We start from the raw sequence: 15289 nt of genomic DNA, 5'->3' as shown, positions 1-15289 counted from the left end.
ATCCCTCTCATATCGCCGCTATTTTAACCTGCGCATTATATTATTGAACCGCTTTTTTCTGATAAGTAAAAAAACAGAGCTCTTTTATAACACACTTCCCAGAATAAAAATAACTTTGCCGCCCAGCTAACTTAACCATTAATAAACGAATATGTTAGCCTATTGACTCTGGATTAATAAATTGATTCAGAAAAAATTAATCAACACTCAATCCGGCCTTTGTAAATAAGGAGAAACTGTTTCACGCACCTTTATTTACACTATATTGCGCGTTGATTAACAAAAAAAAGAGTTCGATAAAATCACTATTACCATCATTTAATTGAGAAATATTATGCGTAAATTACTTTTAAGTACCGTTATTGCAAGTACTCTGGCATCTGTCAGCTTTGCCGGACAGGCTGCTGAATCAGCAACCCTCACAGTGACAGGCACAATTACGCCTGCCACCTGCGATGTTTCTCTGAGCTCACCCTCTATTTCATTTGGAAACATTGCTGCGTCAACGCTTACAGATGATGTAAACCCTAAAGCGGGTGGTAACGTTACCCTGAATGTCGATTGCGACGCAGCGGCGGCTACTGCCATTCAGACAACTGACAACCGTGCTTCCAGCGCCATGACTGGCACTGAATTGAATGATACGATGAAAGTCACTATTACGGATTTAGCGGATAGTAATATTTTTGGTTTAGGCACTGACAGCGCACAGTCAAAAATCGGTGTACTGCTGCTCGGCATCAATGCAGCGACATCCGATGGTCAGGCTAATAGCAATCTTGTTGTCAGCAGTGATAAATCCGCATGGAGCTCGCAGGCCATTGTTGAAGGCAGCAATCAGATTTTGGAAAAAAATGGTTACTTCGGTCTGGCGTCTGCTGCTGATGCAACCTCACCAGCTGCTTACACCAAATCAACCTATACCATTTCTTCACAAATGCTTCTGAAAAAAGCAAGCCTTTACCCTTCAGGTGAAGCAGTAAACCTTGACGGAAATATTACCTTTTCTGTGGTTTATCTTTAATCCTTATTTAATTATCGCGAAGGCTGTATAGCCTTCGCGATATCTCTTCAGGAGGCATATACATTGCTTAAATCTCTCTCTCTTGCTGCTTCGTTATTTCTCATTTCACATTCAGTTCTGGCTGCGGGCATGAAACCAGAGGTGCCTGTACTGTTTCTCAACGACGAGACGCGTGAAGCCACTATTACGGTTCTTAATACCGACAATAGTCCGGCTCTGCTGCACAGCAGCCTGCAGACCATCGCCGAAGACAAGGAAAATAAACTGATTATTACGCCACAACTGGTGAAAGTTGAAGGGGGGAAAAAGCAGCAGATACGGGTGATACTGAAAGATGGCATCAGGCTTGATAAACAAAAAATGCAGCGCATTGATTTCGTCTCTATCCCGCAGGATGACGGCGAAAAAAATCGTGCCCGCATTCTTATTGGTCAGAATATCCCGGTGATTATCTCCCCTGGTAATTTGCCCTTAAATACAACCCCCTGGACCGGCCTTAAATTCCAGCGCAGCGGTTTGTCGCTGAACATTGAGAATCCTACTCCCTATATCGTCAGGCTCACTAAGCAGGTCGACCTGCTGCCGGGTAACGCCACAGTGGAGCTGAAGAAAACCTATATTCTGCCGGGTGAAAAAATCACTCTGCCCCTGCCTGCAGTCTCCGGGGGGATCAAGTCTGTCCGGCTGCACCCCGTCACCCGCTATGGGATATTAACGACGCCGTATGAAGCACAGTTATAAGCTGCTTGCTGAAGACGATGAAAAGATTTCTGTTACTCAGCCTGTTTATCTCCCCGGTTACTACGCTGGCGGCGGGCGGCTATGACCAGGAGATGCTAAAAGCGCTGGGCTACGATGCCAGTGCGGCAGAGCTGCTTGATGCCGGCAGCCATTTTCTTCCTGGTGAACAGCCCGTCAATATCGTCGTCAACAGGCAGAGCAAAGGCGTACATATCCTGACGTTTGATGAGGCGGGTAATCCCTGCTGGTCAGAGACACTTCTGCAGGCGCTGGGCATCAACCCTGAACGCTTTCGTCGTGTCGATCATGATGCCTGCCTGCACTTTCCAACAGAGTCTCCCATCCTGATGGAGCAAAAGGTCGATCGCAGCACTCTCGAACTTAATGTGCCAGCCAGCGATCTGCTGAGTGACCTGCACTACTCTCGCGGCGGCAATGCCCTGATCGTGAACTACGATGGCCAGCGCTATCAGTATCAGCCGCGTGCCGGCGCGAGCCATACCTCCCAGGCACTGACCTCTGAGGTGGGCGCGAACATCAATAACTGGATTTTTCGCAGTGGGCAAAGCTACGCCAGTCTGGATGAGCAGCATCAACTGACCCGACTCTATAGTTATGCGCAACGCTCTGTCCCCGGCTGGTCTTCAGTGATACAAATCGGTGAAATCACGGCAGGCGGCTCACTCTTTCCCGGCATTAACCTGCTGGGTGCTCAACTCACGCCAGAACGCGGTTTACAGAATGGCGGAGGCCGGAGTGTCTCACTGGAGCTGCTGGTACCTCAGGCAGGCACGGCCGAAATCTGGCAGGGGGGCATTTTGCTGAAGACCTTTCAGGTCACGGCGGGCATGAATAAGCTGGATGATATTCCGGCCATTAACGCATCAGATGATTTTGAAGTCATCACCCACGATCAGGCTGGCAATCGTCAGACACAGTCCATTCCTTATATTCAGGCCCAATCCACGCTCGCGCTGGCAGATGCCGGCCCCTCTCTGGGCGTGGGCCGCCTGCGGTTAACCGACGATCGGTTTCCACTGGTGGTAGGTTCGGCGGGGCTTTTTCAGAATCACGTTATGGCGCTGACGGCCGGAGGCGTGCTGAGCGAAAACTATCAGGCCGCCTCCTGGCGCACGACGCTGCGCCTGACTGAACACCTGATGACCTCAGTGACGCAGATAGCCTCGCAGACTCAGGATGCGGTCGGGAGTGAACGTAAAAAACAGGGTCTGAATCATCAGATCAGCCTCAGCGCGGGCGTCACTCCCCGACTGTCACTCACCTCTTCGGCCAGCTTCCGCAGCCGGGACTACATGGATCCGGGCAGCTCGTGGAGTTCGAAAAAGACCAGTGAGCAGACGGGGCAGATGAAGTCACAGTATGCTATTGGAGTGAGCTACAACCAGCCTCAGCTTGGCGTATTCTCTTTTTCCGGCAGCCTCTCTCAAAGCTGGCAAGGTTCAGAAAATGTGGGCTATATGTTCAGTTGGGGCCGCGCCTTTGGCAGCGTCAATGTGAACCTCGGTATCCAGAAAAACCGGCTCTCACTCGATGAGCGCCGCAGCGATAGTCGCTACTTTTATCTCAACCTCTCCGTTCCTCTGGGCAACAGCAGCATGCGCAGCTGGGTCAGTAACAATGATCGTAAAACCCGGGCAGGAATCGGTTTTGACAGCACGCTGAATGACAAATTTTCCTGGAGCCTGTCCGGTGAAAAGAGCCAGCAGGAAGCGGCCTCTATAGCCGGTTCAGGGACCTGGACTACGAAGTACAGCCAACTGAGCGGTGGTGCATCGCGTAATGAAAACAGCACCAGCTACAATCTTGGCGCTCGCGGCGGTGCAGTGCTGCACAGCGGCGGCCTGACCTTTACCCCGCGAAAGGTGGGCGATACCTTCGGCATTATTTCCCTCAACAGCCCACAGCCGGATGTGAAGATACGTACCCCGGGCGGAACGGTATGGAGCGATCGCCAGGGCTACGCTATCGCTTCATGGACGCCCTGGCAGAAGAATAGCGTTCAGATCGAAAATCAGAGCCTGCCTGAAAATGTCCAGGTCATCAGCGGGATCGCGGATATCACGCCTTATCGCGGTGCGGTTGTGCCGGTTGTGCTCCCCGCCTTTACTGTGCGCCGTGCACTGGTGAGCTTCCCGGCGGATGAAGGCCCGGCACCGGGCGCGCCGGTGAAGAATGGCAAAGGCACTCTGGTCGCCTTTGTGAATGAAGACGGCACGCTCTTCTTCGACGATTTGCCGGATGAGCCGCTGTTCAGCCTGGGCCGCAACGGTGCGTCCTGTTCACTGAACATCGTCACGCCCTGGTATAACGAACCCGGCACCCTTTATGCTTCCCTTTCAGCGAGATGCGACCCATGAAACAGCAATCAGCTCTGATCCTGCTGCTGGCCCTCAGTGGCCTGTTTATAACCACCACTGCCTGTGCAGCCTGCGCGATTCAGCTTAGCGACCCTCAGATCCACTATGGCGACGTGACTCGCGGCGAACTGCTTTCACGCCCCGGCAACTCGTTCGCCGCCACAGAGTTGCGCATGGGTGAGGAGCGTGAAGCTGACCTTACCGTGATCTGCGATCGTCCGTCGTCGCTGGCCCTGACGTTCAGCGCGCGGGGAAAAGACAGTGAGAGCTATGCGTTTGGCGAGCAGGGTCGCGCGACGCTGACCCTGCATGATGTGACCCTCGACGGCCATCCGGTCATGATCGACAGTGCCGGCAGGCAGGCGGCGGAAATGGCCTTTAGCGGCAATAATCCCCTCCGTTTTCTGCAGGAGGGCCAGCCCGCGTCAGGCACGACGTTGCGCGCAAAAGTGACGATAAATACCTGGCTGCCGGCCGCTGTTACCCGCGTTCGCGAACGGCAGCAGTGGCAGCTGAACGGCAGTTTTCTGGTCAGCAGCGAAGGCTAATCCACCGGGCGTAATTATCTGCCGCTCTGCCCTGTTTTCCCGCGCAAAGCCCATGCTATCTTGTGGTTTTGATTTTTTCAGTGGGCAAAATTGATGACAAAGTTGCGGGTAGGGATCGTGTTTGGCGGGAAATCGGCTGAGCATGAGGTGTCGTTGCAGTCGGCCAAAAATATCCTTGAGGCGATCGATAAAACCAGATTCGATGTGGTGCTGCTGGGCATCGACAAGCAGGGACAGTGGCACCTTAACGATGCGTCAGACTTCTTACTTAACGCGGAGAATCCGGCGCTGATCGCGCTGAATTCTGCTGCCGAAGCGGTGGCGCTGGTGCCGGGTCAGACACAGCAGCAGATCATCACCCGTCACGATGCCCATCCACTGTCGCAAATCGATGTCATCTTTCCGATTGTTCACGGCACGCTGGGCGAAGATGGCTCCCTGCAGGGTCTGCTGCGCATGGCTTCGTTACCCTTCGTCGGTTCCGATGTGCTGGGGTCCGCCGTCAGCATGGATAAAGATTTTACCAAGCGCCTGTTACGCGATGCCGGGCTGAAGGTCGCGCCGTGGCTGAGCGTCACGCAGGCGCAGCGCGCGCAGCTGGACGCAGAGGCCGTGATTGCCCGCCTGGGCCTGCCGCTGTTTATCAAACCGGCCAACCAGGGTTCATCGGTAGGCGTCAGCAAAGTGAACTCGCCTGACGAATTTGAGGCGGCGCTGGCGCTGGCCTTCTCCTTTGACCGTAAGGTGCTGATTGAACAGGGCATCAAAGGCCGGGAGATCGAGTGTGCGGTGCTGGGTAACGACGCCCCTGAAGCCAGCCCGTGCGGTGAAGTGGTGGTGCATGACGCCTTTTACTCTTACGACACCAAATATATCTCTGAAAGCGGCGCACAGACGGTCGTTCCGGCGGCGATTTCCGCGCAGACCAGCGAGGCCATTCAGGCCGTCGCCATCCGGGCCTTCACTGCGCTGGAGTGCTTTGGCATGGCCCGCGTCGATGTCTTCCTGACTGACGACGGTGAGATTATCGTCAACGAGGTGAACACCCTGCCCGGCTTCACCAACATCAGTATGTACCCGAAACTCTGGCAGGCGGCCGGACTCAGCTATCAGGATCTGATCAGCCGCCTGATCGATCTGGCGATAGCACGTCACCAGCAGGCCAGCACCCTGAAAAGCAGCGTCAGCTGATCCCAGCCGGCGGCGTGGCGTTATGCCACGTCGCTGGTCATGGCCTGCTCGCCGACCGGGGAGGTCTGATTGCGGCCATTGCGTTTCGACAGGTAGAGATTTTTGTCTGCGGCGGAGATCAGCCGGTTGATGACGCGATGCCACTCTGCCGCCCTGCCCGCCCGGCCGTGCGCCAGCCCCAGGCTGATGGTCACCGTCACCTTACTACCCTGCAGCCAGAACTTCTCTTTCGCCATCTTCTGCCGGATCGCCTCTGCCAGAAAGTAGAGCTTGTCCGGATTCTGATCGAACAGTATCACCACAAACTCTTCGCCGCCAAAACGGCAGATGCGTCCCGCTTTGCCCACGACGCGCTGCATCCGGCGGGCGATCTCTTCCAGCACGCTGTCGCCCGCATCATGGCCAAAATTGTCGTTAATCGTTTTGAAGTAGTCGACATCAATCAGGATCACGCCTGCCGTGCGCGCCGGGTTAATCGGCTCGGCATGCAGGCTTTCATAGAGACCCGAACGCGACAGCAGTCGGGTCAGGAAATCGTAGTTTGCCCGCAGCGCCAGCCGCTCATTCAGCTGGCGGATCGCGTCCATGCTTGCAGCCACGATCAGCGGACTGATCGCGATAGTCGCCACGCCGAGTCGTGCCGAGGTGAGATGGCTGACTGGCAGCAGATTGTCATCACCCTGAATATTCATCAGCCCGTGTGACACCAGGATAATCTCAGTAATACCGGTCAGCAGGATCACCAGGCTGGTCAGCGGCATCGGCAGCACAACGGCGCACCAGACCAGCGCCGGAACCGGAAAGGTCAGGCTGCCCGCCCCGCCCATCATCGCGCCGATGATCAGCGACAGGACCACCGCGATGACAGGGAAGAGTTTGCCTAGCTCCCTGAACTGCCGGGGCGACAGCGACGACCAGTCGCGCGTCAGCAGAAAAGGCAGCAGCATCAGCCCGGTAGAGAACTGCTCGCTGAACCACTCACCCCATGCTGTCGCCAGTCCGGTATCAAAGTCGGCCTGCTGAGCCAGTGCTCCCCAGCTGGCACAGGCCAGGGCCGCCAGCAGACAGGCCGGAAAAATGCGCAGTACGCTGGTAATACGTTCGCTGCCGGAATTGTGCTGAAGATGTTTCACCAGCAGCAGTACCGCCACCAGCACAAACAGAAGATTCGCCAGGTTAAGCGTAAACGCGGTCAGCGCCCAGCCCGAAAAAACGGTGTCGTTAAACACCATCGCGGCAAAGCTGGCGAGGTAATAGCGGGTCTGATGCAGAAAGGGATGGCGAACGATGATGCCGGTGATGATCGCGTTGACCGGCCAGAATAGCGACAGCTCCTGCGGAAAGCGCAGGTGTCCGCCAATAAAGCAGAATAGCAGCGTGATTAAAAACAGCGAAAAGGCATTCTTCTTAGCGTTGTGCTCTTCAAACAGCTCTATACGCATACTTCCGGACCTTGTTGCAAAGAGGCGTTTCCACATCAGCCTGAACAGGCGCGTGGTGTCAGAATAATTACATCCTGGGGACCCGCTGTATCATCCTGCGATAAAACACCACTTAATGGGTCAATCCGGGAGGTGACTGATACCCGATGACGCCAGCAAATGGGGGCTTATTATGCCCTGCATACAAAAAAATCGGATATCCGGGATATCCGATTTTTGCTGTTATGACACCCTGTCTTTGCGCTTAACGCTATTTTACAGCCACCGGCCATTGACTCAGGCGGATACCCCTTTTATCGGCATTATCGCCGAAATCTTTAAGCACCGCTCTGACGTCGGGATCGATATATTCTGCATTATCGTTATCCACGATGACCACGCTGTTCTCCGGGATCTCATCCAGCAATCCCTGCAGCTTTGGATTGTGCATAAAGGTCAGGTTCTGCTGAAAGCGCAGTACATAGTGGTCGTCGTAACGGGTAAGCTGCAGCGCGTTGCGATGGCTCTTATAGATGCTGCAGAGGATCTGCGTGGCGATCCCGATCCCGATGCCGGCCAGCATACCCAGCGTGATGATCCCGACGATCGTCGCCAGAAACGGTACGTACTGCTGCGGGCCCATCCGGAACTGCTCAACAAAGAGACGCGGCGTCGCCAGTTTATAGCCGGTGTAGAGCAGCACGGCGGCCAGGCTGGCCAGCGGAATAGCGTTCAGCATCTCGCTGAACCACATGCCGCAAATCAGCAGCAGCAGGCCGTGAATGAAAATCGACAGCTTCGTCTGCGCGCCTGCGCTGACGTTGACCGAACTGCGCACAATCACTGCCGTGATCGGCATGGCACCCAGCAATCCGGCGGTCAGATTACCAATCCCCTGCGCAAACATCTCTTTGTTAGGCGACGGCGCAGGCGTCTGCGGACGTAACTTTTTCAGCGCCTCCTGGCTCAGCAGTGTTTCCAGGCTGGCGACCAGCGCTAGGGTAACGGCCACCACCCAGACCTGCGGATTCTGCCAGGCCATCCAGTCGGGCGTCTCCAGTCCGGCCATCAGCGCAGAAACGCTGTCGAAGGCAGGCAGCGAAATGCGCGCCAGACCGCTGGCGAGGTCAGGAAAGAGTCGCCCACCGACGACCGTCGCCAGGCAGCCGGACAGTACGGCTATCAGCGGACCGGGGATCCAGGCCAGCGCTTTGATCCGTTTGATCGGCCCGGTGGTCCAGAGGCAGAGGATAGCCAGGCCCGCCCCCGCCACGGCTATCGCGGGCAGTGAAAAGGTCATTTCACCCGTCACCAGCGACACCAGTTCCGCATCGCCTGCCGCACCAAACGCCACCGGGATCTGCTGCATGATCAGCAGCAGACCAATCGCCGCCAGCATCCCCTTGATGACGCTGCCTGGCACCAGCGAAATAAAGCGCCCGGCGCGCAGTAGCCCGAACAGGCACTGCAGCGCCCCGGCAATGATCAGCGCAGTGAGAAAGGCGGAGAAGCTGCCCAGCGATGCCATTGAGGCGACGACGATAGTGACCAGACCCGCCGCCGGACCGCTGACGGCAAACCGGGAGGGACTCAGCGACGTGACCACCAGTCCGCCAATCACACCCGTCAGCAGACCGGCAAACGGCGGCAATCCACTCGCCTGGGCAATCCCCAGGCAGAGTGGTAAGGCGACCAGGAAAACCACCAGACCCGCCGGGATGTCGCGGCGCAGGGTATCGAGGTTCATAAGGAAGGCTCCTCTGCAGATTGATGGATCAGCTCTTTAAGATGGCCGGATCGCAGGTCATATACACAACCAAACACCGCCAGTTCCTGGCCCGATTGCCAGATTTGCCGGACCGGTCCGGCGTTCACCAGTCTGGCGAACTGCGCTTTGACGTTCGCTTCAACCAGCCGGTCGAGCCGTTCAGCCGTTTCGGCCTGCGGCGACGGGTTCTCTGCCAGTTCTGTCTCAATATCCTGACGCAGCCTGCTGATGCGCCTAGCCAGCGCACTCTCCTGGCCGTCCAGCACGCTGCCCGGCAGATTCAGCGCGGCCTCCACCCCGCCGCAGCCGTAGTGGCCGCTAAGAACAATGCGTTTCACGCCGAGAAAAAAGAGGGCGTACTGCAGGACGCTGAGTAAATTGTCATCCTCTTCAATCACCATGTTGGCGATGTTGCGGTGGACAAAGAGTTCGCCAGGCTGGGAGCCGGTCAGGACTTCGGCAGGAACGCGGCTGTCAGAGCAGCCTATCCAGAGTGAGTGCGGTTTTTGCTGATGAAGGAATTTTTTAAAATAGTCCGGATTGCGCTGGCGGCGCTGTAAGGCCCAACTGCGATTTTTCGCTAATAAGGGTTTAAGTGTCGTCACAATCATCTTCTCTCTACTACCGGGATGTCGCATCCTGGCTGACCACAAAGTGTTTCGGCTGACCGGTAAAGGGTAAGCCGCCAGGTAAATAAGAACTGAGTCACAGAAAAAGGTTATAGACGTTAACCATTATCAATGCACGAGCAATATTTCACAGCGCATTAACATCGCTTCGTTTGTCAGTAAGATGTCAACAAGAGTCAGTTACAAGTAAATTTAATTCAGCACACGATTCTGGATGAAATATAAATTACTAGTATTTTTATCACTTAAATCATTAAGTTAAACAATCACAGATTAATAAGTAAAGTTAGTGCTGACAAATAAATACAAGCAGTAACTCAGGGGATATTGTTTATTCTCAAAATCAGCCGGACTTTTATTAGGATTGCTCTTAATTAAAAAATTAACCATTAGCACAATTCACCAGCCTGATTGAAGGGAGCCAGTTTAATCCACCTGATTTGAGTTAAGAATAAAGCGGGAGATAATTAATTTAATTTGCACGGATATAGTGACGGAAGTTAGTAAATCAGGGCCGGAAATTATCAGAGCCTGAACGCTCAGGCTCTTTTTCTTGACGAATTATTTACCGTTCCAGCTCTGCAGGCGCGACTCCCGCACCGACAGCTGCTGTTCCGGGGTCAGCTTGTTGTAGTTTTCCGCCATGCCGCTCTCCCAGTCACCGTAGAGCGGGTTCGGCAGCACAATGAACTGCGTACCAAAGCGCTGATGGTTAAGGTTGACGAAATCGCGCCGCTGCTGATTCCCCTGATGCCAGGTGGCCCCACCGAAATCGTTGAGGTTATCCCCTACGTAGAGCACCACGTTATAGCCGGCATGTTTAATGGCATCGAAACGTGCCTGTTTGTTGGAGCTGTCGCTATTCAGACGCACTGTTTTTTCGCTGACCTCAGGGAAACCGAGCTGCTGCATATTGGCGACAGTGGCGGCGTAATCTTTCTGGTCGCGGTTCGAGACATAGAACAGCGTGCCGCCGTTTTGGGTGACATGACGGGCGAACTCAACGGCGCCGGGCACCGCTTTCGCCTGCCGCGCCTGCGTCCAGGCTGACCAGGTTTTGCTGCTGAACGGCTGACCGTTCTTCGCCTGCCACGCGCTGTAGGCGCTGTTATCCAGCATGGTCTCATCCAGATCGACAATGACCGCTTTAGGTTTGCCGGTCAGCGAGGGCGCCTGATCAAAAGCCATGCGTGCAATATTAAAAGCCTGCCAGGTCAGCGCCTGATATTCACCAGACTGCTGGAACCAGTTGGCCGCCAGCACCGATTGCTGGCCCAGCTGCTGCTGCGCGGTCTGCTGTGCCGAGGGAGCACAGCCGGTCAGTAACAGCGCGACCAGACCGGATGCAGCGAGTGTTGCGGAGGTTTTCATCATTTCATCCTTAATGTGAGAAAGGGCTTGGGAGAAGCTTCAAAAATGTAGCAGTTAACGTAAGCTGTGGGCAGCCCAACGCATGCTGTTATAACAGGAGATTCTTATGGCCGTGAACCCGCACTCGCCGTTGCTCGACGCGCTGACGTGGCTCGATTACGCGTTTCAGCCCGCCGGTGAGCCGCCGCCCGCCGATGCCGCCTATGGTCATCAGCGCCACAGCGCGACCGTGGTCAATGACAGTGAGAACATTCCTCCCAAAAGCTGCGAGTCAGATGGGGTGATCGCCAGCGGAACGCGTCCGGTCGCCGTTTACACGGCGGATTGCCTGCCCGTTCTGTTTGCGGATCGTGAAACGCGGATCGTGGCCGCAGTGCATGCCGGACTCAAGGGCACGCTGGCGGGCGTCCTGACCCGCGCCGTGGAAAAACTGTGTGAACAGGGCTGCACACCGCAGAATCTGGTGGTGGCGATCGGCCCGGCAATGGGGCCCTGCTGCTACGAGCTGGCTGAACCGCAGCTGACGGCGATCGCGCAGGATCCGGCCTTCACCCGCGGGCTGCGCTGGCATCAGCACCAGCCGGTCAATCCGCTGGCGCAGCGTCCGCAGGCCACTGCCCGGCAGCAGGGCGTCTGGTTCGATCTGCCTGCGCTGGCGACACAGTTGCTGGTGGAGGCAGGTGTGCCAGCCTCGCAGATCGACAACGTGAATGTCTGTACCTACTGCATGGCAGAGAGCGGCTCCAGCTACCGCTTTAACACCCACTCTGGCAGCGGCTATCGCTCACGCTATTCGTGGATCCGCCAGCGCCCCTCACCGGACGATGCGGCGCGATAACGGTGCTGGCGCTATCGGGCTGACCGCACGCAGGCGGAAGGCCCGTCTCTGTGACCCTGACCGGCTCACCGCCTGCCGCTGTTTTTGATTTCACTCACACCCTGACATTTTTTCACTTTTTTTTAACCGGGAAGCGGCTAGAGTTAACTCATCCGACCACTTTACACTGAGTCACGCTTATGCCTGCGAATGCCGCCTACCCTGCGCTGTTTACGCCTCTGGATCTGGGCTTTACCCGCCTGAAAAACCGTTTTCTGATGGGCTCGATGCACACCGGTCTGGAAGAGCATCCCGAGGGTGCCGCCCGGCTGGCGGCGTTCTACGGCGAGCGGGCGCGCGAGGGTGTCGCGCTGATCGTCACCGGCGGCATTGCGCCCAATGCTCAGGGCGTCACCACGGCGCATGGCGCCATGCTTACCGACGAATCCCAGTGTAACTGGCACCGGCAGATCACCGAGGCAGTGCATCAGCATCAGGGTAAAATCGCGCTGCAGATCCTGCATACCGGTCGCTACAGCTATCAGCCCGATCTGGTCGCCCCCTCCGCCCGTCAGGCCCCGATTAACCCCTTTACGCCACAGGCGATGAGCGAGGCGGCAATTGAACAGACCATCGATGACTTTGCACGCTGCGCCCGGCTGGCGCAGCAGGCGGGCTACGATGGCGTGGAAATTATGGGGTCCGAAGGCTACCTGATTAATCAGTTTCTGGTGAAGCACACCAACCAGCGCAGCGATCGCTGGGGCGGCGACTTTCAGCAGCGGATGCAGTTCGCGCTGGCGATCACCCGTGCCGTGCGCGCCGCAACCGGTGATGCCTTTATCATTATTTTCCGCCTGTCGATGCTCGACCTGATCGAAGAGGGCAGCACGCTGGAGGAGACGCTGCAGCTGGCTCGCGAGCTGGAACAGTGTGGCGTCACGCTGTTCAACACCGGCATCGGCTGGCACGAAGCGCGCATCCCGACCATCGCCACCTGCGTGCCGCGCGCGGCCTTTGCCTGGGTGACGCAGCGGCTGCGCGCCCATGTTTCCGTGCCGGTCATCGCCACCAACCGCATCAACCACCCCGCGGTCGCCGAGTCGCTGTTGCAGTCGGGCTGCGCCGACATGGTGTCAATGGCGCGCCCTTTTCTCGCCGATCCCGCCTTTGTCAGCAAAGCGGAGCGCGGCGAACCGGACGGCATCAATACCTGTATCGCCTGCAACCAGGCCTGCCTGGATCAGGTCTTCGCCGGTAAGATCACCTCCTGTCTGGTCAATCCCCGCGCCTGCCATGAGTCGCTGATGCCCGTCGTGGCCAGCGCCGCACCGCGCAGGCTGGCGGTAGTCGGTGGCGGCCCGGCCGGGATGGCGTTTGCGCTACAGGCAGCGCAGCGCGGCCATCAGGTGACGCTCTATGAAGCCGCACCGGAGATTGGCGGACAGTTTATTCTTGCCCGGCAGATCCCCGGCAAAGCGGAGTTCAGTGAAACGCTGCGCTATTTTCGCTATCAGCTGGCGGCCGCAGGCGTGACGGTAAAGACCGGCTGTCGGGTCGATGCGGATCGGCTGAGTGACGCCGATGAGGTGGTGCTGGCGACCGGCATCCAGCCACGCATCCCCGCCATTCCGGGCATCGATCATCCCAGCGTGCTGAGCTACCTGGAGGTGCTGCGCGACAGGCGCCCGGTGGGCAAGCGGGTGGCGATTATCGGCGCAGGTGGCATCGGTTTTGATGTGGCGGAGTATCTGTCGCAGCCTTCGCATGATGAGGATCTGACCTCGTTTTATGCGGAATGGGGCATCGACCACAGTCTGACGCAGCGTGGCGGCATCGTGAAGCCCGAGCCGCCCGCCGCGCTGCGGCAGATCTGGCTGCTGCAGCGGCGTTCAGGTAAACCGGGCGCCGGGCTGGCAAAAACCACCGGCTGGATCCATCGGGCCAGCCTGCAGGCGCGCGGGGTTGAGATGTGGGGCGGTGTGGAGTATCTGGGGATTGATGATGACGGTTTGCATCTGAGGCGCAATGGGGAAACCCTGCTGCTGGCGGTGGATAATGTGATTATCTGCGCCGGACAGGAGCCGCAGCGCGAACTGGAAGCCGCGCTGCGCGCCAGAGGCCAGAACGTAACCGTCATCGGCGGGGCCGACGTGGCGCAGGAGCTGGATGCGCGCCGCGCCATTGCGCAGGCGACCCGGCTGGCCCTGGCAATCTGATTAACGCATCTTCACCGCACGCAGCACCACAAACTTCTGGTTGGAGGCGATCAGCGTGCAGTTACCAAACATCTTCTTCAGCTTGTGGTGATAATCCAGGTGACGGTTGCCGACGATGCGCAGTTCGCCGCCATACTGCAGCGTGCGTTTCGCATCGCGGAACATCTGCCAGGCCAGATGGTCGGTGACCGTGTGCTGCTGATGGAAAGGCGGATTGCAGAGCACCGCATGCAGCCGATCTGACGGATAGCCGCTCAGCACGTTGTTTACCCGAAACTGGCAGCGATCCAGATCTTCCGGACGGTTCAGCTCCACGTTCAGCTGGCTGGAGGCGACCGCCATGTAGGACTCATCCAGAAAATGCACGTCCGCCTGTGGGTTCTGCGCCAGCGCCATCAGCCCCACCACGCCGTTACCGCAGCCCAGATCGACAATCTCGCCCTCAATGTTCTCCGGCAGATGCTGTATAAACAGTCGTGCGCCGATATCCAGCGAAGCGCGTGAGAACACGTTGGCGTAGTTATGGATCTGATACGGGGTGCCATCCAGCGGCCAGGCCAGCGTCGGCTTTGCCTCGCGCAATGCGGGCCGGGTGAACTGGCTGAAGATCAGGCGCGCTTTTTTCCACGCCAGCGAGGTGCGGGTTTCACCGATGATCTGTTCGAACAGCTGCAGGGTCGAGTTATGGATCTCTTTGGCTCGCGCCGCCGCCAGGATCACCGTATCGGGAGTGACGACCTCGCGAATAGCCCGCAGCTGATGCTCCAGCAGCGCCAGGGTTTTCGGGACTTTGATCAGCACCGCCGCCGGGGCCGCAGGCAGTTCGGCCAGGCTATCCACAAAGTGAACGTCGCTGTAATCCATATCGTTGAATTTCAGGTTCTGACGGGCAGCCTGCTGGCTCAGCCAGGAGTCACTGACGTGCCAGACGGTGCGCGGATTCAGTGCACAGGTTAATGCCCCGAAACTGTCGTTGAACACCAGCACCGGTCCCTCTGGCAGCGCCTGCTGCAACAGGTATTCATCAGCCGCGTCCCAGGCTTGTAATGGACTTTCGTCACGCATCTGCGGGAAACGATGCAGGATCAGTGTGCGATCGTTCAGTTCAAGTTGGCTCATGAATTCTCCGGCGTGGTACACTTTGATTAATTTTCGCCCCGATAAAAAGGGCGCGCAGTATAC

12 protein-coding genes are annotated in these 15289 nt (G+C 57.0%); 7 read left to right on the top strand and 5 right to left on the bottom strand.

Annotated features, from left to right (window positions below; genetic code table 11):
* The first annotated feature begins 334 nt into the window (after positions 1 to 334).
* From ACR6AS_RS13345 to ddlA, 5 genes are all read left to right on the top strand, one after another.
* Positions 335 to 1024 (top strand): DUF1120 domain-containing protein, encoded by a 690-nt coding sequence (locus ACR6AS_RS13345; protein WP_111141354.1) that lies wholly within the window; start codon positions 335 to 337, stop codon positions 1022 to 1024.
* A 63-nt stretch (positions 1025 to 1087) separates the two neighbouring features.
* The gene (locus tag ACR6AS_RS13340; RefSeq protein ID WP_158527496.1) at positions 1088 to 1765 is read left to right on the top strand and encodes a fimbria/pilus chaperone family protein; all 678 of its coding nucleotides are present in this window, start codon (positions 1088 to 1090) and stop codon (positions 1763 to 1765) included.
* A 17-nt stretch (positions 1766 to 1782) separates the two neighbouring features.
* Complete coding sequence (locus ACR6AS_RS13335; protein ID WP_434162468.1) at positions 1783 to 4143, top strand: fimbria/pilus outer membrane usher protein; 2361 nt, start codon at positions 1783 to 1785, stop codon at positions 4141 to 4143.
* Positions 4140 to 4691 (top strand): DUF1120 domain-containing protein, encoded by a 552-nt coding sequence (locus ACR6AS_RS13330; RefSeq protein WP_111141351.1) that lies wholly within the window; start codon positions 4140 to 4142, stop codon positions 4689 to 4691. Before ACR6AS_RS13335 ends, ACR6AS_RS13330 begins: the two co-directional genes overlap by 4 nt.
* Before the next feature lie 93 nt (positions 4692 to 4784).
* A complete protein-coding gene (gene ddlA, locus ACR6AS_RS13325) occupies positions 4785 to 5882 on the top strand; it encodes a D-alanine--D-alanine ligase (RefSeq protein WP_111141350.1) in 1098 nt (365 codons plus the stop codon).
* Between the two features lie 20 nt (positions 5883 to 5902).
* Here ddlA and ACR6AS_RS13320 read toward each other — a convergent pair whose 3' ends face one another.
* From ACR6AS_RS13320 to ACR6AS_RS13305, 4 genes are all read right to left on the bottom strand, one after another.
* On the bottom strand, positions 5903 to 7324 hold the full coding sequence (locus tag ACR6AS_RS13320) for a GGDEF domain-containing protein (protein WP_293774452.1): 1422 nt from the start codon (positions 7322 to 7324) through the stop codon (positions 5903 to 5905).
* 250 nt (positions 7325 to 7574) lie between these two features.
* Positions 7575 to 9050, bottom strand: coding sequence for a SulP family inorganic anion transporter (locus tag ACR6AS_RS13315; RefSeq protein WP_111141348.1), 1476 nt, complete (start codon positions 9048 to 9050; stop codon positions 7575 to 7577).
* Positions 9047 to 9682, bottom strand: a complete 636-nt coding sequence (locus ACR6AS_RS13310) for a carbonic anhydrase (protein ID WP_293774449.1) — start codon at positions 9680 to 9682, stop codon at positions 9047 to 9049. Before ACR6AS_RS13310 ends, ACR6AS_RS13315 begins: the two co-directional genes overlap by 4 nt.
* Before the next feature lie 579 nt (positions 9683 to 10261).
* Positions 10262 to 11071 carry a 5'-nucleotidase, lipoprotein e(P4) family gene (locus ACR6AS_RS13305; RefSeq protein WP_111141346.1) on the bottom strand — a complete coding sequence of 270 codons (810 nt, stop codon included), beginning with the start codon at positions 11069 to 11071 and terminating at the stop codon, positions 10262 to 10264.
* Between the two features lie 106 nt (positions 11072 to 11177).
* Between ACR6AS_RS13305 and ACR6AS_RS13300 the strand changes: the two genes are divergently transcribed.
* Positions 11178 to 11909: a purine nucleoside phosphorylase YfiH/LACC1 family protein gene (locus tag ACR6AS_RS13300; protein WP_367395847.1), complete on the top strand. Its 732-nt coding sequence runs from the start codon at positions 11178 to 11180 to the stop codon at positions 11907 to 11909.
* Positions 11910 to 12088: 179 nt separating this feature from the next.
* A complete protein-coding gene (locus ACR6AS_RS13295) occupies positions 12089 to 14107 on the top strand; it encodes an FAD-dependent oxidoreductase (RefSeq protein WP_434162464.1) in 2019 nt (672 codons plus the stop codon).
* Here the strand turns inward: ACR6AS_RS13295 and rlmG are convergent, their stop codons facing one another.
* Complete coding sequence (gene rlmG / locus ACR6AS_RS13290; protein WP_434162461.1) at positions 14108 to 15226, bottom strand: 23S rRNA (guanine(1835)-N(2))-methyltransferase RlmG; 1119 nt, start codon at positions 15224 to 15226, stop codon at positions 14108 to 14110.
* Positions 15227 to 15289 lie beyond the last annotated feature (63 nt).

The organism is Pantoea phosphatilytica (assembly GCF_051025615.1).
GTDB lineage: Bacteria > Pseudomonadota > Gammaproteobacteria > Enterobacterales > Enterobacteriaceae > Pantoea.
This window is presented reverse-complemented; position numbering and strand designations above follow the sequence as displayed.

Coding starts and splice junctions, on each gene's coding strand:
- ACR6AS_RS13345 (WP_111141354.1), top strand. CDS start 335: ATGCGTAAATTACTTTTAAGTACCGTTATTGCAAGTACTCTGGCATCT.
- ACR6AS_RS13335 (WP_434162468.1), top strand. CDS start 1,783: ATGAAAAGATTTCTGTTACTCAGCCTGTTTATCTCCCCGGTTACTACG.
- ACR6AS_RS13330 (WP_111141351.1), top strand. CDS start 4,140: ATGAAACAGCAATCAGCTCTGATCCTGCTGCTGGCCCTCAGTGGCCTG.
- ddlA (WP_111141350.1), top strand. CDS start 4,785: ATGACAAAGTTGCGGGTAGGGATCGTGTTTGGCGGGAAATCGGCTGAG.
- ACR6AS_RS13320 (WP_293774452.1), bottom strand. CDS start 7,324: ATGCGTATAGAGCTGTTTGAAGAGCACAACGCTAAGAAGAATGCCTTT.
- ACR6AS_RS13315 (WP_111141348.1), bottom strand. CDS start 9,050: ATGAACCTCGATACCCTGCGCCGCGACATCCCGGCGGGTCTGGTGGTT.
- ACR6AS_RS13310 (WP_293774449.1), bottom strand. CDS start 9,682: ATGATTGTGACGACACTTAAACCCTTATTAGCGAAAAATCGCAGTTGG.
- ACR6AS_RS13305 (WP_111141346.1), bottom strand. CDS start 11,071: ATGAAAACCTCCGCAACACTCGCTGCATCCGGTCTGGTCGCGCTGTTA.
- ACR6AS_RS13300 (WP_367395847.1), top strand. CDS start 11,178: ATGGCCGTGAACCCGCACTCGCCGTTGCTCGACGCGCTGACGTGGCTC.
- ACR6AS_RS13295 (WP_434162464.1), top strand. CDS start 12,089: ATGCCTGCGAATGCCGCCTACCCTGCGCTGTTTACGCCTCTGGATCTG.
- rlmG (WP_434162461.1), bottom strand. CDS start 15,226: ATGAGCCAACTTGAACTGAACGATCGCACACTGATCCTGCATCGTTTC.